At 60.7% G+C, this 20,631-nt stretch carries 30 protein-coding genes and 1 pseudogene; 30 read left to right on the top strand and 1 reads right to left on the bottom strand.

Going from position 1 to position 20,631, the window contains the following annotated elements; genetic code table 11:
* Positions 1-41: 41 nt before the first annotated feature.
* From rpsJ to O6760_RS20785, 30 genes are all read left to right on the top strand, one after another.
* Positions 42-350, top strand: coding sequence for a 30S ribosomal protein S10 (rpsJ, locus tag O6760_RS20640; RefSeq protein WP_006936455.1), 309 nt, complete (start codon positions 42-44; stop codon positions 348-350).
* Positions 351-374: 24 nt separating this feature from the next.
* A complete protein-coding gene (gene rplC, locus O6760_RS20645; RefSeq protein ID WP_269581578.1) occupies positions 375-1,085 on the top strand; it encodes a 50S ribosomal protein L3 in 711 nt (236 codons plus the stop codon).
* Entirely contained in the window at positions 1,085-1,705 is a 621-nt protein-coding gene (gene rplD, locus O6760_RS20650) for a 50S ribosomal protein L4 (protein ID WP_269581579.1), read from the top strand. Before rplC ends, rplD begins: the two co-directional genes overlap by 1 nt.
* Positions 1,702-1,995, top strand: a complete 294-nt coding sequence (locus O6760_RS20655; protein ID WP_029061773.1) for a 50S ribosomal protein L23 — start codon at positions 1,702-1,704, stop codon at positions 1,993-1,995. The genes rplD and O6760_RS20655 overlap by 4 nt, the downstream gene beginning before the upstream one ends.
* An 18-nt stretch (positions 1,996-2,013) precedes the next feature.
* Entirely contained in the window at positions 2,014-2,847 is an 834-nt protein-coding gene (rplB, locus tag O6760_RS20660; protein WP_269581580.1) for a 50S ribosomal protein L2, read from the top strand.
* A 12-nt stretch (positions 2,848-2,859) separates the two neighbouring features.
* On the top strand, positions 2,860-3,138 hold the full coding sequence (rpsS, locus tag O6760_RS20665) for a 30S ribosomal protein S19 (protein ID WP_022998243.1): 279 nt from the start codon (positions 2,860-2,862) through the stop codon (positions 3,136-3,138).
* A 2-nt stretch (positions 3,139-3,140) separates the two neighbouring features.
* On the top strand, positions 3,141-3,521 hold the full coding sequence (rplV, locus tag O6760_RS20670) for a 50S ribosomal protein L22 (RefSeq protein ID WP_269581581.1): 381 nt from the start codon (positions 3,141-3,143) through the stop codon (positions 3,519-3,521).
* Positions 3,521-4,249, top strand: a complete 729-nt coding sequence (rpsC, locus tag O6760_RS20675) for a 30S ribosomal protein S3 (RefSeq protein WP_269581582.1) — start codon at positions 3,521-3,523, stop codon at positions 4,247-4,249. Before rplV ends, rpsC begins: the two co-directional genes overlap by 1 nt.
* Positions 4,250-4,296: 47 nt before the next feature.
* Positions 4,297-4,710 carry a 50S ribosomal protein L16 gene (gene rplP / locus O6760_RS20680; RefSeq protein ID WP_265962070.1) on the top strand — a complete coding sequence of 138 codons (414 nt, stop codon included), beginning with the start codon at positions 4,297-4,299 and terminating at the stop codon, positions 4,708-4,710.
* Between the two features lie 21 nt (positions 4,711-4,731).
* Positions 4,732-4,932 (top strand): 50S ribosomal protein L29, encoded by a 201-nt coding sequence (rpmC, locus tag O6760_RS20685; RefSeq protein ID WP_265962071.1) that lies wholly within the window; start codon positions 4,732-4,734, stop codon positions 4,930-4,932.
* A 10-nt stretch (positions 4,933-4,942) separates the two neighbouring features.
* Positions 4,943-5,173, top strand: coding sequence for a 30S ribosomal protein S17 (gene rpsQ / locus O6760_RS20690; RefSeq protein ID WP_269581583.1), 231 nt, complete (start codon positions 4,943-4,945; stop codon positions 5,171-5,173).
* 68 nt (positions 5,174-5,241) lie between these two features.
* On the top strand, positions 5,242-5,610 hold the full coding sequence (rplN, locus tag O6760_RS20695; protein WP_008191626.1) for a 50S ribosomal protein L14: 369 nt from the start codon (positions 5,242-5,244) through the stop codon (positions 5,608-5,610).
* Entirely contained in the window at positions 5,610-5,927 is a 318-nt protein-coding gene (gene rplX / locus O6760_RS20700) for a 50S ribosomal protein L24 (protein WP_269581584.1), read from the top strand. The genes rplN and rplX overlap by 1 nt, the downstream gene beginning before the upstream one ends.
* A complete protein-coding gene (rplE, locus tag O6760_RS20705) occupies positions 5,920-6,477 on the top strand; it encodes a 50S ribosomal protein L5 (protein ID WP_269581585.1) in 558 nt (185 codons plus the stop codon). Before rplX ends, rplE begins: the two co-directional genes overlap by 8 nt.
* Positions 6,478-6,498: 21 nt before the next feature.
* Positions 6,499-6,804 (top strand): 30S ribosomal protein S14, encoded by a 306-nt coding sequence (gene rpsN / locus O6760_RS20710; protein WP_269581586.1) that lies wholly within the window; start codon positions 6,499-6,501, stop codon positions 6,802-6,804.
* Positions 6,805-6,816: 12 nt separating this feature from the next.
* Complete coding sequence (rpsH, locus tag O6760_RS20715; RefSeq protein ID WP_269581587.1) at positions 6,817-7,215, top strand: 30S ribosomal protein S8; 399 nt, start codon at positions 6,817-6,819, stop codon at positions 7,213-7,215.
* A 41-nt stretch (positions 7,216-7,256) separates the two neighbouring features.
* Entirely contained in the window at positions 7,257-7,790 is a 534-nt protein-coding gene (rplF, locus tag O6760_RS20720) for a 50S ribosomal protein L6 (protein WP_269581588.1), read from the top strand.
* A 12-nt stretch (positions 7,791-7,802) separates the two neighbouring features.
* Positions 7,803-8,165, top strand: a complete 363-nt coding sequence (gene rplR, locus O6760_RS20725; RefSeq protein WP_269581589.1) for a 50S ribosomal protein L18 — start codon at positions 7,803-7,805, stop codon at positions 8,163-8,165.
* Between the two features lie 41 nt (positions 8,166-8,206).
* A complete protein-coding gene (gene rpsE, locus O6760_RS20730; protein WP_269581590.1) occupies positions 8,207-8,773 on the top strand; it encodes a 30S ribosomal protein S5 in 567 nt (188 codons plus the stop codon).
* Between the two features lie 41 nt (positions 8,774-8,814).
* The gene (gene rpmD, locus O6760_RS20735; RefSeq protein WP_006936433.1) at positions 8,815-9,012 is read left to right on the top strand and encodes a 50S ribosomal protein L30; all 198 of its coding nucleotides are present in this window, start codon (positions 8,815-8,817) and stop codon (positions 9,010-9,012) included.
* A gap of 23 nt (positions 9,013-9,035) precedes the next feature.
* Positions 9,036-9,503, top strand: coding sequence for a 50S ribosomal protein L15 (gene rplO, locus O6760_RS20740; RefSeq protein WP_269581591.1), 468 nt, complete (start codon positions 9,036-9,038; stop codon positions 9,501-9,503).
* A 47-nt stretch (positions 9,504-9,550) separates the two neighbouring features.
* Entirely contained in the window at positions 9,551-10,882 is a 1,332-nt protein-coding gene (gene secY, locus O6760_RS20745; RefSeq protein ID WP_269581592.1) for a preprotein translocase subunit SecY, read from the top strand.
* Positions 10,879-11,475, top strand: a complete 597-nt coding sequence (locus O6760_RS20750) for an adenylate kinase (protein ID WP_269581593.1) — start codon at positions 10,879-10,881, stop codon at positions 11,473-11,475. Before secY ends, O6760_RS20750 begins: the two co-directional genes overlap by 4 nt.
* A gap of 178 nt (positions 11,476-11,653) precedes the next feature.
* Positions 11,654-12,022 carry a 30S ribosomal protein S13 gene (rpsM, locus tag O6760_RS20755; RefSeq protein WP_269581594.1) on the top strand — a complete coding sequence of 123 codons (369 nt, stop codon included), beginning with the start codon at positions 11,654-11,656 and terminating at the stop codon, positions 12,020-12,022.
* 71 nt (positions 12,023-12,093) lie between these two features.
* Positions 12,094-12,483: a 30S ribosomal protein S11 gene (gene rpsK / locus O6760_RS20760; protein WP_006936427.1), complete on the top strand. Its 390-nt coding sequence runs from the start codon at positions 12,094-12,096 to the stop codon at positions 12,481-12,483.
* Between the two features lie 88 nt (positions 12,484-12,571).
* The gene (locus tag O6760_RS20765; protein ID WP_148632511.1) at positions 12,572-13,594 is read left to right on the top strand and encodes a DNA-directed RNA polymerase subunit alpha; all 1,023 of its coding nucleotides are present in this window, start codon (positions 12,572-12,574) and stop codon (positions 13,592-13,594) included.
* A gap of 85 nt (positions 13,595-13,679) precedes the next feature.
* Positions 13,680-14,105, top strand: a complete 426-nt coding sequence (rplQ, locus tag O6760_RS20770) for a 50S ribosomal protein L17 (RefSeq protein WP_269581595.1) — start codon at positions 13,680-13,682, stop codon at positions 14,103-14,105.
* Positions 14,106-14,354: 249 nt separating this feature from the next.
* Complete coding sequence (locus O6760_RS20775) at positions 14,355-16,457, top strand: methyl-accepting chemotaxis protein (protein ID WP_269581596.1); 2,103 nt, start codon at positions 14,355-14,357, stop codon at positions 16,455-16,457.
* Positions 16,458-16,605: 148 nt separating this feature from the next.
* Positions 16,606-18,060: a DegQ family serine endoprotease gene (locus O6760_RS20780; protein WP_269581597.1), complete on the top strand. Its 1,455-nt coding sequence runs from the start codon at positions 16,606-16,608 to the stop codon at positions 18,058-18,060.
* A 9-nt stretch (positions 18,061-18,069) separates the two neighbouring features.
* Entirely contained in the window at positions 18,070-19,374 is a 1,305-nt protein-coding gene (locus O6760_RS20785) for a replication-associated recombination protein A (protein WP_269581598.1), read from the top strand.
* A gap of 11 nt (positions 19,375-19,385) precedes the next feature.
* On the opposite strand, the pseudogene O6760_RS20790 reads toward O6760_RS20785, so the two are convergent.
* A pseudogene (locus tag O6760_RS20790) lies at positions 19,386-20,228 on the bottom strand (adenylate/guanylate cyclase domain-containing protein); the annotation flags it as partial.
* Positions 20,229-20,631 lie beyond the last annotated feature (403 nt).

Genomic DNA, 20,631 nt, shown 5'->3' on the forward strand with positions numbered 1-20,631 from the left:
GTCACGCGGGCAGGCCCGCAGTCTTATTGGGAACAATAACAATGAACGGTCAGAATATCCGGATCCGCCTCAAGGCGTTTGACCACCGTATTCTGGACGCCTCCACCAAGGAGATCGTCAATACGGCCAAGCGGACCGGTGCTCAGGTACGGGGTCCCGTGCCGCTGCCGACGCGGATCGAGAAGTACACGGTGCTTCGCGGACCGCATATCGATAAGAAAAGCCGCGATCAGTTCGAGATGCGTACGCATAAGCGTCTTCTCGACATCGTTGATCCGACACCGCAGACCGTGGACGCGCTGATGAAGCTCGACCTGGCCGCTGGTGTCGACGTCGAGATCAAGCTGTAAGCCGGGTCGAAGGGGACACATCCAATGCGTTCTGGAGTGATCGCTCAGAAAGTGGGCATGACCCGCATCTACAACGATGCTGGCGAGCATGTTCCGGTTACGGTGCTGCGGCTGGAAAATTGCCAGGTGGTAGCTCAGCGGACCGATGAGAAGAATGGTTACACTGCACTGCAGCTCGGTGCAGGTGGCCGCAAAGTCAAAAACACGCCGAAGGCGCTTCGTGGACACTTTGCCGTTGCAAAGGTCGAGCCGAAGCGGACCGTCGCCGAATTCCGCGTGTCCGCGGACAACCTGATCGACGTGGGAGCGGAAATCACCGCTGACCATTATGTCGAGGGTCAGTTCGTCGACGTGACCGGTACATCCATCGGTAAGGGTTTTGCCGGTGCGATGAAGCGTCACAACTTCGGCGGTGGCCGTGCCACGCACGGTAACTCGATCTCGCACCGTTCACACGGTTCCACCGGTCAGTGTCAGGATCCGGGCCGCGTGTTCAAGGGCAAGAAAATGGCCGGTCACATGGGTGATGCCCGCGTGACCACGCAGAACCTCAAGGTTGTGCGCACTGATGTTGAGCGTGGCCTGATCATGGTCGAGGGCTCTGTTCCGGGCGCCAAGGGCGGCTGGATCCTGGTCCGCGACGCGATCAAAAAGGCGCTGCCGGAAAATGTTCCGGTTCCGGGTGCTTTCAAGGCAACCGAAGCGACTGCGGCCGCCGGGAAGGAGAGTGAGTGATGGAACTCCAGGTCAAGACCCTCGAAGGCGGGGCGGCCGGTTCGATCACGGTGTCTGACGAGATCTTTGGTCTCGAGCCGCGCACCGATTTGATCCACCGCGTGGTGCGCTGGCAGCTCGCCAAGCGCCAGGCAGGCACCCACAAGACGCTGGGCCGTTCCGAAGTGACTGGTTCGACGAAGAAATTCGTCCGCCAGAAAGGCTCCGGCGGCGCTCGTCACGGCAACAAGAAGGCCCCGCAGTTCCGCGGTGGTGGTCGGGCGTTCGGTCCGGTCGTTCGCGACCATGGCCACGACCTGCCGAAGAAGGTTCGCGCCCTCGGCCTGAAGCATGCCCTGTCCGCGAAAGCAAAGGCAGACGGCATCATCGTGGTTGAAGACGCCAAGGCGGCCGAAGCCAAGACCAAGGCTCTCAAGGCGAAGCTGGAAAAGCTCGGCCTGACCAGCGCCCTGGTGATCGACGGTGCCGAGCTCGACAACAACTTTGCACTGGCTTCGCGCAACATCCCGCATCTGGATGTTCTGCCGGTTCAGGGCATCAACGTTTACGACATCCTGCGGGCCAACACCCTGGTGTTGACCAAGGCCGCGGTGTCCGCACTTGAGGAGCGCTTTAAATGAGCAAACTTCCTCACTACGACAAGATCGTCGGTCCGGTAATCACCGAAAAGTCGACGATGGCTTCTGAAGAGAACAAGGTTGTCTTCAAGGTTGCCAATGACGCAACCAAGCCGGAAATCAAGGCCGCAGTCGAAGCGCTGTTCGGTGTCAAGGTCACGGCAGTGAATACCCTGGTCCGCAAGGGCAAGGTCAAGCGCTTCCGCGGTCGCCTTGGCCGTCAGTCCGACTTCAAGAAGGCCGTCGTAACGCTGCAGGAAGGTCACGGCATCGACGTGACCACCGGGCTCTAAGACGGGGACCAGAAGAAAATGGCACTTAAGACATTCAATCCGACGTCCCCAGGCCGCCGTCAGCTGGTACAGGTTGACCGCTCCGGTCTGTGGAAGGGCAAGCCGGTCAAGACCCTGACCGAAGGCCTGTCCAAGACCGGCGGCCGCAACAACACCGGCCGCCTGACGTCTCCGAACCGCGGTGGCGGTCACAAGCGGACCTACCGTCTTGTCGACTTCAAGCGGCGCAAGTGGGATGTGCCGGCAACGGTTGAGCGCCTTGAATACGATCCGAACCGGACCGCGTTCATTGCCCTGATCCGTTACGAGGACGGTGAACTCAGCTACATCCTGGCGCCGCAGCGCCTGGCTGTCGGCGACACTGTTTCCGCTGGCGAGAACGTCGACGTGAAGCCGGGCAATGCAGCGCCGCTGGCACGCATTCCTGTCGGCACGATCGTGCACAACATCGAACTGAAGCCGGGCAAGGGCGCCCAGATCGCCCGCTCCGCCGGTGCGTTCGTTCAGATCGTTGGCCGCGACCAGGGCTACACCACGCTGCGCCTGATGTCAGGTGAACAGCGCCGGGTGCTCGGCACTTGCATGGCAACCATTGGCGCCGTGTCCAACCCGGACCACGCCAACGTGAACCTGGGCAAGGCAGGCCGCTCTCGCTGGCTTGGTATCCGTCCGCACACCCGCGGCGTTGCCATGAACCCGATCGACCACCCGCATGGCGGTGGTGAAGGCCGGACTTCCGGCGGTCGTCATCCGGTTACCCCCTGGGGCAAACCGACCAAAGGTAAGCGCACGCGGCGCAACAAGCAGACTGATAAGTATATCGTCCGCAGCCGCCACGCGCGTAAGAAGTAAAGGACAAGGATCGTGGCACGTTCGATCTGGAAAGGTCCGTTTGTCGACGGGTATCTGCTGAAGAAAGCGGACAAGGTCCGTGAGTCAGGCCGGAACGAGGTCATCAAGACCTGGAGCCGCCGCTCGACGATCCTTCCGCAGTTCGTAGGTTTGACCTTCGGCGTCTACAACGGTCAAAAGCACGTTCCGGTGCTGGTGTCTGAAGAGATGATTGGTCACAAGTTCGGCGAGTTCTCGCCGAGCCGGACCTACTACGGACACGGCGCCGACAAGAAGGCAAAGAGGAAGTAACGATGGGCAAGCCGAAGCGTGAGCGGACGCTCGCTGACAACGAGGCTCGGGCAATGACCCGCATGCTGCGCATTTCCCCGCGCAAGCTGAACCTCGTTGCGGCTTCGATCCGTGGTAAAAAGGTCGGCTCCGCGATTGCGGACCTGACATTCTCCCGCAAGCGCATCGCGCAGGACGTCAAGAAGACCCTGATGTCCGCTGTTGCCAACGCGGAAAACAACCATGACCTGGACATCGACAACCTCGTGGTTGCCGAGGCTCATGTTGGCAAGGCTTTTGTCATCAAGCGCTTCCAGGCCCGTGCACGTGGACGCGTCGGCCGGATCGAGAAGCCGTTCTCGAACCTGACCATCGTTGTGCGCGAAGTTGAGGAGACTGCCTGATGGGACATAAGACAAACCCGATCGGCATGCGCCTCGGGATCAACCGCACCTGGGACTCCCGCTGGTACGCGAACAAGAACGAGTACGGCGACCTTCTTCACGAAGACTTCCGCATCCGCGAACTGCTGATGAAGGAACTGAAGCAGGCAGCCGTTTCCAAGGTCGTGATCGAGCGTCCGCACAAGAAGTGCCGCGTGTCCATCCACTCCGGTCGTCCGGGCGTGGTCATCGGCAAGAAGGGTGCAGACATCGAGCGTCTTCGCAAGAAGATCGCCGACATCACCAATTCGGAAGTGCACATCAACATCGTTGAAGTGCGCAAGCCGGAAATCGATGCGACCCTGGTTGCCGCGTCCATCGCGCAGCAGCTGGAACGCCGTGTTGCCTTCCGCCGCGCCATGAAGCGGGCCGTCCAGTCCGCCATGCGTCTCGGCGCCCAGGGCATCCGGATCAACTGCGGCGGCCGTCTCGGCGGTGCGGAAATCGCGCGTATCGAATGGTACCGTGAAGGCCGCGTGCCGCTCCACACCCTGCGTGCCGACATCGACTACGGTGTTGCTAGCGCTCACACGGCTTACGGCGTGTGCGGTGTGAAGGTCTGGATCTTCAAGGGTGAAATTCTGGAGCATGACCCGATGGCGTCCGAACGCCGTGCGACGTCTGCCTCCGAAGGTAACCAGGGTGATCGCGGCGGACGCCGGGATCGGGGCCGCGAGCGCGCAGCTTAAGTTAAGCTGCCTGCCGCTCGTTAGACAAGAAAGACGAGAGAAGAACGATGCTGCAACCGAAGCGCACCAAGTTCCGCAAGCAGCACAAAGGCCGCATCCACGGCTTGTCGAAGGGAGGCACTGACCTCAACTTCGGCGCATTCGGTCTGAAGGCGATTGAGCCGGAGCGTGTAACGGCACGTCAGATCGAAGCGGCCCGTCGTGCTATGACCCGCCACATGAAGCGTGCGGGTCGTGTTTGGATCCGGATCTTCCCGGACGTGCCGGTTTCTTCGAAACCTGCTGAAGTCCGTATGGGTAAGGGTAAGGGTTCACCGGACTACTGGGCTTGCCGTGTCAAGCCTGGCCGGATCATGTTCGAGATTGACGGTGTGCCGGAAGACGTTGCGCGTGAAGCCATGCGTCTTGCCGCTGCCAAGCTGCCGATCAAGTGCCGTTTCGTTCAGCGTATCGGCGAGTAAGGCAGGCGAGGAGTTATAGCCATGAAGGCGACCGATGTACGGGCCAAGACCCTCGACGAGCTCCGCTCGGAGCTCGAGGGCCTGAAGAAAGAGCAGTTCAACCTGCGCTTCCAGAAGGCTACGGGTCAGCTTGAAAACACAGCGCGTGTCCGGCAGATCCGCCGCGACATCGCGCGTATCCAGACGATCATGCGCGAGAAGCGCGTGTCGGCGAACGCGTAAGGAGACGGCCATGCCGAAGCGTATCCTGCAGGGCACCGTTGTCAGCGACGCCAATGACAAGACGGTGACGGTGAATGTGGAGCGCCGCTTCACGCACCCGCTGCTGAAGAAGACCGTGCGTCGGACCAAGAAGTACCGCGCACACGACGAAAGCAACCAGTACAAGGTTGGCGACATTGTTCAGATTGAAGAATGCGCGCCGGTCTCGAAAAACAAACGTTGGACCGTGGTCACCCAGTGACCGCTGTTCATTAGTGAGCATCAGGCGCCCGTGACCCGAGCGCCAAGAGAAGAACAAGGCAGCCAGTCATGATTCAGATGCAAACAAACCTCGACGTCGCCGACAACTCCGGCGCCCGTCGTGTCATGTGCATCAAAGTGCTCGGCGGCTCCAAGCGTAAATATGCCCAGGTTGGCGACATCATCGTCGTCTCCGTCAAAGAGGCAATTCCGCGGGGCCGCGTCAAGAAGGGCGACGTGATGAAGGCTGTCGTCGTGCGCACGGCAAAGGATATCCGCCGTCCCGATGGCAGCGTGATCCGGTTCGACCGCAATGCGGCCGTGCTGGTCAACAACAATAAGGAGCCGGTCGGCACCCGTATCTTTGGTCCGGTGCCGCGCGAACTCCGTGCAAAGAACCACATGAAAATCATTTCGCTCGCGCCGGAGGTGCTCTGATGGCTGCGAAAATTAAAAAAGGCGACACGGTGGTCGTGCTGACCGGCCGTGACAAGGGTAAGTCCGGCGAAGTCATCCAGATGCTGCCGGCCGACAACAAGGCCCTGGTCCGCGGGATCAACATGGTCCGCCGCCACCAGAAGCAATCCCAGACGCAGGAAGCCGGCATTGTGGCCAAGGAAGCCCCGATCCACGTTTCCAACATCGCGCTGGCCGATCCGAAGGACGGCAAGGCGACCCGCGTCGGCTTCAAGGTGCAGGAAGACGGCACCAAGGTCCGTGTGGCCAAGCGCTCGGGAGACCTGATCGATGGCTGAGACCACTAATGTGCCGCGTCTGAAGACGCATTACGATGAAGTCGTGCGCAAGCAGCTTCTGGAAAAGTTCCAGTACAAGAACGTCATGCAGGTTCCGCAGCTGGAAAAGATCGTCCTGAACATCGGTGTCGGCGAAGCTGTCGCGGACTCCAAGAAGGCACGTATCGCAGCTGAAGACCTGGCCATGATTGCCGGTCAGCGGCCGGTCATCACCAAGGCGAAAAAGTCGATCGCGACCTTCAAGGTTCGCGAAGGCATGCCGCTTGGTGCCAAGGTGACCCTGCGCCGTCAGCAGATGTACGAATTCATGGACCGTCTGATCACCATCGCGCTGCCGCGCGTTCGTGACTTCCGCGGACTGAACCCGAAGAGCTTCGACGGTCGCGGCAACTACGCCATGGGCATCAAAGAACACATCGTGTTCCCGGAAATCGAGTACGACAAGGTCGACCAGATCTGGGGCATGGACGTGATCGTTTGCACCACGGCGCCGACGGATGACGAGGCGCGCGAGCTTCTGCGCGCGTTCAACTTCCCGTTCACGAAGTAACGGGCAAGGAAGGGAACGACGATGGCGAAGAAAAGCGCAGTCGAAAAAAACAAGCGCCGCGAGAAGCTTGTCAAGAAATACGCTGAGAAGCGCGCCGCTCTGAAAGCAATGGCCAAGGATGACACCCTGTCCCTGGAAGAGCGTTACAATGCCCGCCTGAAGCTGGCGAAACTGCCGCGGAACTCCGCGCCGAACCGTGTTCGCAACCGTTGCGAAGTGTCCGGCCGTCCGCGCGGTTTTTACCGCAAGCTGAAGATGTCGCGTATTGCGCTTCGTGAACTGGGTTCCCTGGGCAAGATCCCGGGCCTGGTCAAGTCGAGCTGGTAAGGAGAAACTCCGATGGCAATTTCTGATCCGTTGGGGGATATGCTGACCCGGATTCGCAACGCCCAGATGCGTCGCAAGAACAAGGTCAATTCACCAAATTCCAAATTGCGTGCGCATGTACTTGATGTGCTCGCAAAAGAAGGGTACATCCGTGGCTACACCACGGTTGACTACGAGGGCGGCAAGTCCGAGTTGGAAATCGAACTGAAGTATTTCGACGGTGAGCCGGTTATCCGCACGATTGAGCGGGTTTCCAAGCCGGGCCGCCGCGTTTACTCGTCGGTGAAAAACATCCCGCATGTCTCTAATGGCCTGGGCGTGTCGATCATTTCGACCCCGCGCGGCGTCATGAGCGACCATCAGGCGCGGGACGAAAATGTAGGTGGTGAGGTTCTTTGCCGCGTCTTCTGATGCGGCTTCCTCGCTTTTGAAACAACGACAAGGTTGGTCAAATGTCTCGTATTGGCAAAAAGCCAGTCCCCGTGCCAAGCGGGGTAACGGCATCGATCGACGGTCAGACGGTTTCGATCAAGGGCCCGAAAGGCGAAAAGTCTTTCCTGCTCAACGAACTCGTTCTGGCCGAAATGACGGATGACGGTATCAAGATTGATCCGCGCAACGACACCAAGCCGGCTCGCTCCATGTGGGGCATGAGCCGGACCATGGTTCAGAACCTGATCACGGGTGTTACCGAGGGCTTCAAGAAAGACCTCGCCATCACCGGTGTCGGTTACCGCGCGCAGGTCCAGGGTAAGAACCTTCAGCTGGCGCTCGGTTTCTCTCACGACGTTGTCTATCCGATTCCGGAAGGCATCGACATCGTGTGCCCGAAACCCACGGAAATCAGCATCACCGGCACCGACAAACAGCGTGTCGGCCAGGTTGCCGCTGAAATCCGCGAATTCCGCCCGCCGGAGCCCTACAAGGGCAAAGGCGTTCGTTATGCAGACGAGTTCATCGTCCGCAAAGAAGGCAAGAAGAAGTAACGGACCCAGATCATGGCGAACAGCAAACAAGCTTTCGAGCGCCGCCGCGATCGCGTGCGCCGTTCGATCCAGAAAGCCGCGAACGGTCGTCCGCGCCTTTCTATCTTCCGCTCGTCGAAACAGATCTACGCCCAGATCATCGACGACGCGAAGGGGCATACGATTGTCTCTGCTTCAACGATCGAAAAAGATCTCAAGGGCAGCCTGAAAACGGGCGCCGACGTGGCTGCAGCTGCAGCAGTCGGCAAGCTTGTGGCCGAGCGCGCAACCGCCGCCGGCGTCAAGCAGGTCGTGTTCGACCGTGGCGGTTACATGTATCATGGGCGCGTCAAGGCGCTTGCTGATGCGGCCCGCGAAGGTGGACTTGAATTCTGACCAGCGCCCGTTGGCGCTCTTAAGAACGGAAGACGTATAAAATGGCGAGACATGAAAATCGCGATCGCGACGAGCGAGACAGCGAATTCGTCGACAAGCTCGTTCACATCAACCGCGTTGCCAAGGTGGTCAAGGGTGGCCGTCGTTTCGGCTTCGCAGCGCTGGTAGTGGTTGGTGATCAGAAGGGCCGCGTCGGCTTCGGTCATGGCAAGGCACGCGAAGTGCCGGAAGCCATCCGGAAAGCAACTGAGGCAGCAAAGCGCACCATGATCCGCGTGCCGCTGCGCGAGGGCCGGACCCTGCATCACGATGTCGAGGGCCGTCACGGCGCCGGCAAGGTGCTGCTGCGTGCCGCTCCGGCCGGTACCGGTATCATTGCCGGTGGTCCGATGCGTGCCGTCTTCGAAACGCTCGGCGTTCAGGACGTTGTGGCCAAGTCGCTGGGGACTTCCAACCCCTACAACATGGTTCGCGCAACCTTTGCAGCGCTGACCAAGGAAGACAGCCCGCGCTCCGTCGCTGCCCGCCGTGGACTCAAGGTCTCCGTGCTGCAGTCGCGGCGTCGTGACAACACCGATGAGGCGGCACCGGCGGCTGCCGAGGCTTGACCTTGGCGGCTACGGTCCCCAGCTGAAAGAGGGTAGGTTCCATGGCGAACACCGAAAAGACTGTGACGGTCGAACAGATCGGCAGCCCGCTGCGCCGTCCGAAGGACCAGCGCGCGACGCTCGTCGGTCTCGGCCTGAACAAGATGCACCGCCGTTCCACACTGAAGGACACTCCTGAAGTGCGCGGCATGATCAATAAGGTCCAGCATCTCGTTCGCGTCGTCGAAGACAACGCGTAAGAACGGGGTGAGGAGATAAAGACATGAAGCTCAACGAACTTCGTGACAACGAAGGTGCCACCTCCGACCGCATGCGTGTCGGCCGTGGCATCGGGTCCGGAAAGGGCAAGACCGGCGGCCGTGGTGTCAAGGGTCAGAAATCCCGTTCCGGCGTTGCCATCAAAGGCTTTGAAGGCGGTCAGATGCCGCTTCACCGCCGTCTGCCGAAGCGCGGCTTCACGAACATTTTTGCCAAGGACTACAACACCGTGTCCGTCGGCCGTGTTCAGAAGGCGATCGATGCAGGCAAGCTGAATGGTTCCGAGACGGTTACCGTCGAGGCCCTGAAAGCAGCAGGCGTCGTCAAGCGGGTCCGTGACGGTGTGCGCATCGTTGCCAATGGTGAGCTCACCACCGCAGTGACCTTTGAAGTTGCCGGTGCCTCCAAGGGCGCTGTTGCAGCGATCGAAAAAGCAGGCGGCAAGGTTGCCGTTCTCGGAGCTCAGGCTTAACAGCCTGGGCTTCACCCATTTCCTGGGCAAGCATTCCGGAGTAGGGCATGGCATCCGCCGCCGAGCAACTGGCGTCAAATCTCAATTTCTCAGCTTTCGCCAAGGCTGAAGAACTCAAAAAGCGCATCTGGTTCACACTGGGGGCGCTTTTGGTTTATCGACTGGGCACTTACATTCCGCTGCCCGGCATCAATCCCGAAGCCTTCGCGCAGGCCTTCAGCCAGGCCCAGTCCGGCATCATCGGCATGTTCAACATGTTTGCCGGCGGTGCCGTCGAGCGCATGGCGATCTTCGCCCTCGGCATCATGCCGTATATCTCGGCCTCCATCATCATGCAGCTGATGACGACCGTCGTGCCGTCTCTGGAGCAGATGAAGAAGGAAGGCGAGCAGGGCCGCAAGGTCATCAACCAGTATACCCGTTACGGAACAGTGATTCTGGCCGCGTTCCAGGCCTACGGCATCGCCGTCGGTCTCGAGGGCGCGAGCAACGTTGTCACCGATCCGGGCTGGTTCTTCCGGGCGTCCACCGTGATCACGCTGGTCGGCGGCACGATGTTCCTGATGTGGCTGGGCGAGCAGATCACGTCGCGCGGCATCGGCAACGGCATCTCGCTGATCATCTTCGCCGGTATTGTCGCCGGTCTGCCGTCAGCGGTTGTTCAGACGCTCGAACTGGGCCGTCAGGGATCGCTTGCGACCTGGATCATCCTGGCCGTGATCATCCTCGCGGTTGTCGTGATCGGGCTTATCGTGTTCATGGAACGCGCGCAGCGCCGCCTTCTGATCCAGTATCCGAAGCGGCAGATGGGCAACCGCATGTTCGAAGGCAACACTTCGTTCCTGCCGTTGAAACTCAACACCGCGGGTGTGATTCCGCCGATCTTTGCCTCGTCCCTGCTGCTGGTTCCCGCGACCCTGTCCGGGTTCGGCCAGGGGTCCGGCAACGAATGGCTGACCTACATCACGGCTGCGCTCGGTCATGGACAGCCCCTGTTCATGGTCTTCTACGCGGCCATGATCATCTTCTTCTGTTTCTTCTACACGGCGATCGTGTTCAATCCGAGCGACACGGCCGACAACCTGAAGAAACATGGCGGGTTCATTCCGGGCATCCGTCCGGGCGAGCGCACGGCACAGTATATTGACTACGTGCTCACGCGCATTACGGTGGTGGGTGCAATCTATATCACCATCGTTTGTCTATTACCCGAATTCCTCATTTCGGCGACAGGCGTTCCGTTCTATTTCGGGGGAACTTCACTGCTGATTGTCGTGAGTGTGACAATGGATACCGTATCGCAGATCCAGGGCCACCTGCTTGCGCATCAGTATGAAGGGCTGGTGAAAAAAGCGAAACTCAGGGGGAAACGTCGATGAGGCTTATTCTGGTTGGACCGCCAGGAGCGGGGAAGGGGACACAGGCCGCGCACCTTGTCGCGAAATACGGCATACCGCAACTGTCCACCGGAGACATGCTGCGGGCCGCGGTCGCAGCCCAGACCCCGGTAGGCCTCAAAGCCAAGGAAGTCATGGATGCGGGCGGTCTCGTTTCCGACGAGATCGTTGTCGGTATCATCCGCGACCGGATCGCCGAGGACGATGCCAGGAAGGGATTCATTCTCGACGGGTTCCCGCGCACGCTTGCCCAGGCCGAGGCTCTTGACCAGATGCTCGACGCCAACAGCCTGAAGCTGAATGCCGTGCTGGAGCTTCGGGTTGACCAGTCCCAGCTTGTCGATCGCATCATCAAGCGCGCGGAAGATGCCAAGGCCGCCGGCCAGCCGGTGCGCAAGGACGACGACCCGGAAGTCTTCAAGCAACGTCTTGAAGCATACAACCGCGACACGGCGATTGTGGTCCCGTATTACGAGAAGACGGGCCTGCTTTCGGTGATCGACGGAATGCAGTCCATCGAAGATGTGACGTCGTCAATAGATTCCGTTCTGCAAGGACTTGACGAAAAGGTTTAGAGCCGTTAAACGACGCGCTCTAGCTGACAGTTTAGCCGGTTCCATGCATGTGGGACCGGCATTCTCTGTGCCGGGATCGCCCCGGCATTTTCGTACCCGCAAGGGCCGGACTCCACCGGACGCGGGCTTTACCCACTGCGGCCAGACCAGCGGTCCGGCGCACAACATGGAGACGAACGTGGCACGTATTGCTGGCGTTAACATCCCGACGAACAAGCGCGTTGTCATCGCGCTTCAGTACATTCACGGCATTGGCGCGAAATTCGCCCAGGAAATCATCGAAAAGAACAATATCGATGCCGCCCGCCGTGTGAACGAGCTTTCCGACGCAGAAGTTCTGTCCATCCGCGAAACCATCGACCGCGACTACCTCGTGGAAGGTGACCTTCGCCGTGACACCGCAATGAACATCAAGCGTCTGATGGACCTTGGCTGCTATCGCGGCCTGCGTCACCGCCGCGGCCTGCCGGTTCGCGGTCAGCGGACGCACACGAACGCCCGCACCCGCAAGGGTCCGGCGAAACCGATCGCTGGCAAGAAGAAATAATCATCGCCCCGCGATTGGTGGTGGAGCTGCCGGCATTACGGCAGTGACGAGATCAATAAAAGGACACAAGAATGGCTAAAGACACGACGCGCGTGCGTCGCCGCGAACGCAAGAACATTTCTTCTGGCGTTGCGCATGTGAACTCCACGTTCAACAACACCATGATCACGATTACCGACGCACAGGGCAATGCGATCTCCTGGTCGTCCGCCGGCGCACTCGGCTTCAAGGGCTCGCGCAAGTCCACGCCGTATGCTGCTCAGGTTGCCGCTGAAGACGCCGCGAAGAAAGCTGCCGAGCATGGCATGCGCACTCTGGAAGTCGAAGTCCGTGGTCCGGGTTCAGGCCGTGAATCTGCTCTGCGCGCTCTGCAGGCCGCCGGTTTCCTCATCACGTCCATCCGTGACGTGACGCCGATTCCGCACAATGGCTGCCGTCCGCGTAAGCGTCGCCGCGTCTAAGGCTTCCCGGCTTTAGGTACCTGTTTCTCCAAATGGCAAAGAATGGCCTGGCCCTGCTGCCAGGCGGGATAGCCGAAGGGACGAAAACGTGACCATTCAGAAAAACTGGCAAGAACTGATCAAGCCGACCAAACTCGAGATCAAGCCGGGCGACGACCCGCGCTTCTTGGCAACTGTCGTTGCCGAGCCGCTCGAGCGCGGCTACGGGCTGACCCTGGGCAATGCCCTGCGCCGTATTCTGCTGTCCTCGCTTCAGGGCGCGGCAGTCACAGCGGTTCAGATCGATGGCGTTCTCCACGAGTTCTCGTCGATCCCGGGTGTCCGGGAAGATGTCACCGACATCGTGCTCAACATCAAGGAAATCGCCATCCGCATGGAAGGCGAGGGCCCCAAGCGCATGGTCGTGCGCAAGCAGGGTCCGGGTGTTGTGACCGCAGGTGACATCCAGACCGTCGGCGATGTCGAGGTTCTCAATCCGGAGCTGGTGCTCTGCACGCTGGACGAAGGCGCTGAAATCCGCATGGAATTCACCGTCAACACCGGCAAGGGCTACCATTCCTCCGACCGGAACCGCCCGGAAGATGCGCCGATCGGCCTGATCCCGGTCGACAGCCTCTACTCTCCGGTCAAGAAGGTCTCCTACAAGGTGGAAAACACCCGTGAAGGCCAGGTTCTTGACTATGACAAGCTGACCCTGACTGTCGAAACCGATGGTTCCGTCAAGCCGGATGATGCCGTGGCGTTCGCGGCGCGCATTCTGCAGGATCAGCTTTCCATCTTCGTCAACTTCGAAGAGCCGCAGCGCGAAGTCGCCGAGGACACCGTCCCGGAACTGGCGTTCAACCCGGCCCTTCTCAAGAAGGTCGACGAGCTGGAACTGTCTGTCCGGTCTGCAAACTGCCTGAAGAACGACAATATCGTGTATATTGGCGATCTCATTCAGAAGACCGAAGCGGAAATGCTGCGGACCCCGAATTTCGGCCGCAAGTCGCTCAACGAGATCAAGGAAGTTCTCGCCCAGATGGGTCTCCATCTCGGCATGGAAGTCGCCAACTGGCCGCCGGAGAACATCGACGATCTCGCCAAGCGCTACGAAGACCATCAGTATTAAGGGGCGTACGCGTCCCTTTGGGAACCACCGGGCAAGTGCTCACCAAGGAAACGAGCAGACTGCCTGACAGAAAAAGGAGAGGGCCATGCGCCACGGTAAATCCGGCCGCAAGCTCAACCGGACCTCTAGCCACCGCAAGGCTATGTTCGCAAACATGGCGGCGTCGCTGATCAAGCACGAACAGATCGTCACGACGCTGCCGAAGGCCAAAGAAATGAAGCCGATCATCGACAAGCTCATCACCCTGGGCAAGCGCGGTGATCTCCATGCCCGCCGCCAGGCCATTTCGCAGATTCGCGATGCGGCCATGGTTGCCAAGCTGTTCGAAACGCTCGGCGAGCGTTACAAGGACCGCAGCGGCGGCTATTCCCGCGTCCTGAAGGCCGGGTTCCGTTATGGCGACAATGCTCCGATGGCTGTCATCGAGCTGGTCGACCGGGATCCGGAAGCCCGCGGTGCGGAAGACCGCGCGCGTGCCGAGGCCGAGGAAGCAGCTGAAAACGCGGCGTAAAAATCGCGCCGGGTCAAGAAATCGGGAAGGCGGGCCTTGTGCCCGCCTTTTTTTGTTTTTGCGCGAGACGTTCGTGCCGAATAATGAGATGCCGGATTATCAATGATTTAAGGAAAACTGCCTAGCATCCGCAAATGCCTCGTGGAGATGTGGAAGAGGCTGGGGAGAACTACTGTGATAGGCAAATTGAACTCGGGTTCGAAGACAAGGACACCTTCTCTTCGACTTTCCTTCGTTATTCCGGCACTGATGATCGTTGTGACCGTTGCCGCGTGTACGGCTGTAGGCGTGATCGGCTACATGACCGGGCGCGATGGCCTTGAAAAGGCTGCCAAGGCGGAACTCGACATGGTTGTTGCCGCCAGGTCGGCCCTTCTGAATTCCGTGCTGACGGCTGCCCAGGACGAAGTGGTCAACCTGGCCTCGAGCGTTTCCGATCCGCTGAGCAATCTTGGCAACGCGACCATGAACCTCACCAAGGAAAAAGACGAGATTCTCAGTCTGTTCCAGGCGCCGCAAACCGCTGCAGAGCGTGCACAGGTGACCGGCAAGGAACAGAAGACAATGTATGCCTGGCGCCATACCGAGGCGCATCCGGCACTCTACAATGTCTGGAAGAGTGGCGGCTATGCCGACATCTACCTGGTCGACCCGTCCGGTCTGGTTCTCTATTCCGTCACCAAGGGGGAGGAGTTCCTGACAAAGCTGGGTGAGGGAAGCCCCGCCGAAGGGACCGCTCTTGAAGAGGTCTACAATCTCGCAAAGGGCCTTGAGGTCGGGCAGGTCGCCGCAAGCGATTTTCAGACCTATGCGCCGGCAGGCGGCTCCGGGTCCCTGTTCCTGGCGTCTCCGGTGTTCATGAATTCGTTCGGCACCATCAGCCTGAGCGGTGTAGCCGTTGTCCGGTTCGATTCCCAGTTTCTCGACAATATCGTCGCCAGCCGCGAGGACATGGGCGAGACCGGTCAGGTCTATGTCGTCAATGAGGATGGGACGCTGTTGAGCGACATGCCGTTGGCCGGAGAACCGACGGCACTGGTCAGCAAGATCGAGGACGGGCCGGCTCTGACCGCCGCCGCGGGCACGGATGCCGCCGGCATTGTCACCGGGAATAACGGTGTTGAAAACCTCGTTGTGGCGAGGCCGCTGAGCTTCCAGGGGCAGAAATGGGCGGTTGTTGCGGAGAAGAGCGTCGACGAGACCCTCGCCGCAGTGGCCAACATGCGCGACCAGATGTTCATGTGGTCGATTGCGACGATTGCGATTGCGGCCGTCATCGCCCTGTTCTTCTCCCGCTCGATCACGCGGCCGCTGACCACGCTTGTGGGAGCGCTCAACGCGATCGCTTCGGGCGACCTCGGCGCGGAGATCAAGGCAGCCAGCCGCAAGGACGAGATCGGTGACATCGGGCGTGCCGTTCTCCAGATCCGGCAGAACGCCGCCGAGGACAATGAACGACGTGCGGCAGAAGAAGCCGACGAAGCGCAACGTCAGGCCGAGCAGCGTCAGGAGATGCTGGCAAGTCTTGCCGGTGACTTCGAGGCGACCGTCGGCACGGTTGTCGACAGTGTGGCGCGGTCCGCGGCAAAACTGCGCGAATCCGCCAACTCCATGCGCAGCATGACCGACAGCGCCGGCGAAACCTCGGCCAATGCCGCCACCATGTCCGAAGAGACCCTGGCGGAAGTGGAATCCATTGCCGCTGCCTCCGACCAGCTGTCGAGCTCGATCCAGGAAATCTCCACCCTGATCGAACGCTCCTCCAGCGTTGCGGCCGAGGCGACCAAGCGCGCAGAGACCACAAACGACACCGTGAAGTCGCTTGCCGAAGCGGCCAACCGGATCGGTGAGGTGGTCACGCTGATTTCCGACATTGCCGACCAGACCAACCTCCTGGCGCTCAATGCCACCATCGAGGCGGCGCGGGCCGGGGAAGCCGGCAAGGGCTTTGCGGTCGTGGCGTCCGAGGTCAAGGACCTTGCGTCCCAGACGGGCAAGGCGACCGGCGAAATCCAGCAGCAGATCGATGCGATCCGGGGTGCCACCGACGATGCGGTCGGTGCCATCGGCGACATCCAGAAGACCATCGACGAAATCACCCAGTCGGTGAGCGAGGTCGCTGCGGCGGTAACCGAGCAGAGCTATGCTACCCAGGGCATCGCGGAGAACACCCAGCGCGCCGCGGGCGGCACGTCCAAGGTCACCGAGGACATCCGCAACGTGTCGTCGCTCTCCAACGATACCAACATGGCGGCGCAGAACTTCTCCGAGGAAGCGGCCGACATGGCGAACCAGGCCGACGAGCTCGACAAGGAAGTGCGCAGCTTCCTGGCGCAGGTCCGCTCCGCCTGAGATTGAAGACCAGCGAAAAACCAGGGCCGCCGGCGCATGTCCGGCGGCCTTTTGCCTTTGCAGGACACTTTTTGCATTTGCCTCGGTTCCTCCCTATCTGCCATGTATCTCCTTGGTCATGAGAAGATTCGAAGAAGAGGCACCCGCCATGCGTTTGGCACTTTCCGGCTCACTGCGTTCCCTGGCTGCCGCGGCACTGGCTGCGCTGATCGGCATTTCACCAGCGTCCGCACAGACGGCCCAGCCATCTGCGGCGGATCTTCGTCTGGTTCCGCAGAACCAGGCGCAGATCAAGCTGTCCTTTGCGCCGATCGTGAAGACCGTCGCGCCGGCGGTGGTCAATGTCTATGCCAGCCGCAAGGTCGTGCAGCGGCAGCGGGTCTCCCCGTTTTTCGATGACCCGTTCTTTCGCCGCTTTTTCGGACAGCCCGGCGGCGGTTTCAACAAGCCGCGCCAGCGGGTGGAATCCTCGCTTGGCTCCGGCGTGATCATTTCCGCGGACGGCACGGTGATCACCAACCATCACGTGATCAAGGATGCGGACGAGGTGCGGGTCGCCCTGAACGACCGGCGCGAGTTCGATGCCGACATCGTGCTGCTGGACGAGCGCACCGACCTTGCCGTGCTGAAGATCCGCGGCGAGGGACCCTTCGAACATGTGGCCTTCGCGGATTCCGACAGCCTGGAGGTCGGCGACATCGTGCTGGCCATCGGCAATCCGTTCGGTGTCGGCCAGACCGTCACCCAGGGCATCGTCTCGGCCACCGCCCGTACCCAGGTCGGTGTCACGGATTTTCAATTCTTCATCCAGACCGACGCGGCGATCAACCCCGGCAATTCCGGCGGTGCGCTGGTCGACATGACCGGCAAGCTGGTCGGTATCAACACCGCGATCTTCTCCCGCTCCGGCGGATCCAACGGCATCGGCTTCGCCATTCCGGCGCATATGGCGCGGTTTGTCGCGAAGGCGGCCGACCAGGGCGGCAAGGTTCAGCGGCCCTGGCTTGGGGCAACGGTGCAGCTGGTGAGTGCCGAGATTGCCGAGGCGCTCAGCCTGGACCGCCCGCGGGGCGTGCTGGTCACAGCCGTTTTCGAGGACTCCCCGGCGCACAAGGCCGGGATCCGCGTCAGCGATCTGGTGATCGCCGTCGACGGCAAGGAAGTGACCGATCCCAATTCCTTCGGCTACAGGTTCGCCACCAAGATGATCGGCGAAGAAACGGAATTCGTCATCCTCAGGAGCGGCAAGGAGCAGGTCCTGACCGTGTCGCTGTTGCCGGCGCCAGAATCGGTTCCGAGGGACACACGCGAGCTGGTCGAATATTCGCCCTTTGAGGGCGCGACCGTGATGAACCTTTCGCCCGCCGTTTCAGAGGAGCTCGGGCTGGAAGGCCTGATCGAGGGCGTTGTGATCTCCGAGGTCCGGCGCGGCAGCACCGCCGACAGGGTGGGGCTCCGCCCGGGCGACATCATCCGTGGTGTCAACCGGCAGGTCATCGAAACGACCGTGATGCTGGAAGAGATCACCAAGAAACCGCCGCGCGTCTGGCAGCTCGATATCGAGCGGGACGGCAAGGTGACACAACTGACCCTGCGTGGTTAGGGAGCGAGGGTGAGCGACCTGTTCGAAGCCTCGGGACTGAGCCAGGCGGGACCGCGCCCGCTTGCGGACCGGATGCGGCCTGCGCGCCTCGCGGATGTCGTCGGCCAGGATCATCTGCTCGGGCCGGACGGCACGCTGACGCGGATGCTGAAGACCCGGACGCTCGGCTCGCTGATCTTCTGGGGGCCGCCCGGCACGGGCAAGACGACGATCGCGCGCCTGCTGGCCACCGAGACGGATCTCGCTTTCGAGCAGATTTCGGCGATCTTTTCCGGTGTCGCGGATCTGAAGAAAGTGTTCGAGGCGGCCCGGGCACGGCGGATGGGCGGCCGGGCCACACTGCTTTTCGTTGACGAGATCCATCGCTTCAACAGGGCGCAGCAGGACAGTTTCCTGCCCGTGATGGAAGATGGCACGATCACGCTGGTCGGTGCCACCACCGAAAACCCGTCCTTCGAACTCAACGCGGCGTTGCTGTCGCGCTCTCACGTGATGACCTTCCAGTCGCTGTCCCTGGAGGCGATCGAAAAGCTGCTCAGCCGCGCCGAGGAAGAGGAAGGCAAGAAGCTGCCGCTCGACGCGGATGCGCGCCAGGTCCTGATCCGCATGGCCGACGGCGACGGCCGCTCCTCGCTGACACTGGCCGAGGATGTCTGGCGGGCCGCCAACGAGGACGAGGTCTTCGATGCGGAACGCCTGCAGGAGATCGTGCAGCGGCGCGCACCGATCTACGACAAGAGCGCGGACGGGCACTACAATCTGATCTCGGCCCTGCACAAGTCCGTGCGCGGATCCGATCCGGACGCGGCGCTCTACTGGTTCTGCCGCATGCTTGATGGCGGCGAGGACCCGATGTACCTTGCGCGCCGTCTCATCCGCATGGCGGTGGAGGATATCGGTCTGGCCGACCCCAACGCGCTGGTCCAGGCCAATGCGTCCCGCGATGCCTACCAGATGCTGGGCTCCCCGGAGGGTGAGCTGGCTCTGGCGCAGACGGTGATCTATCTGGCGACGGCTCCGAAATCCAACGGCGCCTATATGGCCTACAAGGCTGCCATGCGCGACGCCAAGTCCAGCGGCTCGCTGCTGCCGCCCAAGCATATCCTGAACGCGCCGACCAAGCTGATGAAGGAAGAAGGCTACGGCACCGGCTACCAGTACGATCACGATGCCCCGGACGGGTTTTCCGGTCAGGACTATTTTCCGGAGAACATGGGCCGCAAAACCTACTACGATCCCCCTCAGCGCGGCTTTGAACGCGACCTCAGAAAGCGCCTGGAGTACTGGGACAAGCTGCGCAGGGAACGCGGCTGAGCGAGGGCCTGTCAGCCGGCATCCGGCGGCGACAGGCGCTCGAGGGCGTTTTTGAGCGAGGAGACCAGTCTTTCCCTGTCTTCCGCTGTCATGGTTTCGGGCAGGTTCGCAAGCTGCATGGAAACCTGGGCAAGGTCGGGGTTCGTTTCGGCCGTTGCCGATTCCTTGAGCCCGATGACCTCGTAGGTCGTCACCGGATAGGCGATGCCCTTGACGGTGACCTCGCCGTTTTCGGCGCATTTGACCTGATCCTTGACCTGGGAATAGGTCTCGAAGGAAATCAGGACCGAGCCGGGGGTGGCCAGGCTCTCCAGCCGGGAAGCCGTGTTCACGCCCCGGCCGATGATGGTGTAATCGAGACGGTCGTCACTGCCGAAATTGCCCACCGTGCAATAATCCGTGTGAATGCCCATGCGGCATTTGAGCGGCTTGGAGATACCCGCTTCCTGCCAGACACCCTGCAGCTCCTTCATCCTGTTCTGCATTTCAACAGCCATGCGGACACAGGCGAGCGCATCTTCCGTCACGCCCCGGGATTCCGGGTCGCCGAAGAAAATCAGGATGGCGTCGCCGACATACTTGTCGATCGTTGCGCCATGTTTGAGCGCTATGTTCGACATTTCGGTCAGGTACTGGTTGAGAATGGAGGTGAGTTCTTCGGATTCCAGCCTGTCGGCGGTCTCGGTGAAATCCGCGATGTCGGAAAAGAACACGGTGAGTTTCTTGCGGGTCGCGGCGATCTTGACTTCCTGGCGGCCCTCGAAAATGGACCGGTAGACCTGCGGCGACAGGTATTTGGCCAATTGCCTTGACAGGTTTTCCAGACGGGTGGACTGATCCGCGAGCTGGTCCTCGACGGCTTCGCCATGCTCGATGGTTGCCTCGTAAAGCACACGAAGATCTTCCAGTTCGGAACGCAGGTATTCGTTTTCTTCCCGCAGGACGCGAAGAAGGGTAGCGTCCTCGGCATCTACGTTTGCCGCAGTGTCCTGTGAGGTTTTCTTGCTACTCTTCGCCATGTCTTTCCGGAGGACTGGGATCGGGGGCGCTGCTTCAGGTCATAGACCTGAATGTTTAAGAATCATTCGTTTCGGTGGGAATTATCTTAGCGGAATAATTCGGCCGGAAAGGGAAATTTTGTAACCGTCTGTGCCGGGGAAAGGCAGGCGTCACGGGGCTCCCGGTCCCAGTCCCACGCCAAAGTGACCTGATATGACCAAGTTGCCAGCCGATGCCGCTTTGGTGCTCATTTTTTAC

The sequence above is a fragment of the Roseibium sp. Sym1 genome (genome assembly GCF_027359675.1).
Lineage (GTDB): Bacteria > Pseudomonadota > Alphaproteobacteria > Rhizobiales > Stappiaceae > Roseibium.

Excerpts from the sequence above, each read along its gene's own strand:
- rpsJ (WP_006936455.1), top strand. The coding sequence starts at position 42 with ATGAACGGTCAGAATATCCGGATCCGCCTCAAGGCGTTTGACCACCGT.
- rplC (WP_269581578.1), top strand. The coding sequence starts at position 375 with ATGCGTTCTGGAGTGATCGCTCAGAAAGTGGGCATGACCCGCATCTAC.
- rplD (WP_269581579.1), top strand. The coding sequence starts at position 1,085 with ATGGAACTCCAGGTCAAGACCCTCGAAGGCGGGGCGGCCGGTTCGATC.
- O6760_RS20655 (WP_029061773.1), top strand. The coding sequence starts at position 1,702 with ATGAGCAAACTTCCTCACTACGACAAGATCGTCGGTCCGGTAATCACC.
- rplB (WP_269581580.1), top strand. The coding sequence starts at position 2,014 with ATGGCACTTAAGACATTCAATCCGACGTCCCCAGGCCGCCGTCAGCTG.
- rplV (WP_269581581.1), top strand. The coding sequence starts at position 3,141 with ATGGGCAAGCCGAAGCGTGAGCGGACGCTCGCTGACAACGAGGCTCGG.
- rpsC (WP_269581582.1), top strand. The coding sequence starts at position 3,521 with ATGGGACATAAGACAAACCCGATCGGCATGCGCCTCGGGATCAACCGC.
- rplP (WP_265962070.1), top strand. The coding sequence starts at position 4,297 with ATGCTGCAACCGAAGCGCACCAAGTTCCGCAAGCAGCACAAAGGCCGC.
- rpmC (WP_265962071.1), top strand. The coding sequence starts at position 4,732 with ATGAAGGCGACCGATGTACGGGCCAAGACCCTCGACGAGCTCCGCTCG.
- rpsQ (WP_269581583.1), top strand. The coding sequence starts at position 4,943 with ATGCCGAAGCGTATCCTGCAGGGCACCGTTGTCAGCGACGCCAATGAC.
- rplN (WP_008191626.1), top strand. The coding sequence starts at position 5,242 with ATGATTCAGATGCAAACAAACCTCGACGTCGCCGACAACTCCGGCGCC.
- rplX (WP_269581584.1), top strand. The coding sequence starts at position 5,610 with ATGGCTGCGAAAATTAAAAAAGGCGACACGGTGGTCGTGCTGACCGGC.
- rplE (WP_269581585.1), top strand. The coding sequence starts at position 5,920 with ATGGCTGAGACCACTAATGTGCCGCGTCTGAAGACGCATTACGATGAA.
- rpsN (WP_269581586.1), top strand. The coding sequence starts at position 6,499 with ATGGCGAAGAAAAGCGCAGTCGAAAAAAACAAGCGCCGCGAGAAGCTT.
- rpsH (WP_269581587.1), top strand. The coding sequence starts at position 6,817 with ATGGCAATTTCTGATCCGTTGGGGGATATGCTGACCCGGATTCGCAAC.
- rplF (WP_269581588.1), top strand. The coding sequence starts at position 7,257 with ATGTCTCGTATTGGCAAAAAGCCAGTCCCCGTGCCAAGCGGGGTAACG.
- rplR (WP_269581589.1), top strand. The coding sequence starts at position 7,803 with ATGGCGAACAGCAAACAAGCTTTCGAGCGCCGCCGCGATCGCGTGCGC.
- rpsE (WP_269581590.1), top strand. The coding sequence starts at position 8,207 with ATGGCGAGACATGAAAATCGCGATCGCGACGAGCGAGACAGCGAATTC.
- rpmD (WP_006936433.1), top strand. The coding sequence starts at position 8,815 with ATGGCGAACACCGAAAAGACTGTGACGGTCGAACAGATCGGCAGCCCG.
- rplO (WP_269581591.1), top strand. The coding sequence starts at position 9,036 with ATGAAGCTCAACGAACTTCGTGACAACGAAGGTGCCACCTCCGACCGC.
- secY (WP_269581592.1), top strand. The coding sequence starts at position 9,551 with ATGGCATCCGCCGCCGAGCAACTGGCGTCAAATCTCAATTTCTCAGCT.
- O6760_RS20750 (WP_269581593.1), top strand. The coding sequence starts at position 10,879 with ATGAGGCTTATTCTGGTTGGACCGCCAGGAGCGGGGAAGGGGACACAG.
- rpsK (WP_006936427.1), top strand. The coding sequence starts at position 12,094 with ATGGCTAAAGACACGACGCGCGTGCGTCGCCGCGAACGCAAGAACATT.
- rplQ (WP_269581595.1), top strand. The coding sequence starts at position 13,680 with ATGCGCCACGGTAAATCCGGCCGCAAGCTCAACCGGACCTCTAGCCAC.
- O6760_RS20775 (WP_269581596.1), top strand. The coding sequence starts at position 14,355 with ATGATCGTTGTGACCGTTGCCGCGTGTACGGCTGTAGGCGTGATCGGC.
- O6760_RS20780 (WP_269581597.1), top strand. The coding sequence starts at position 16,606 with ATGCGTTTGGCACTTTCCGGCTCACTGCGTTCCCTGGCTGCCGCGGCA.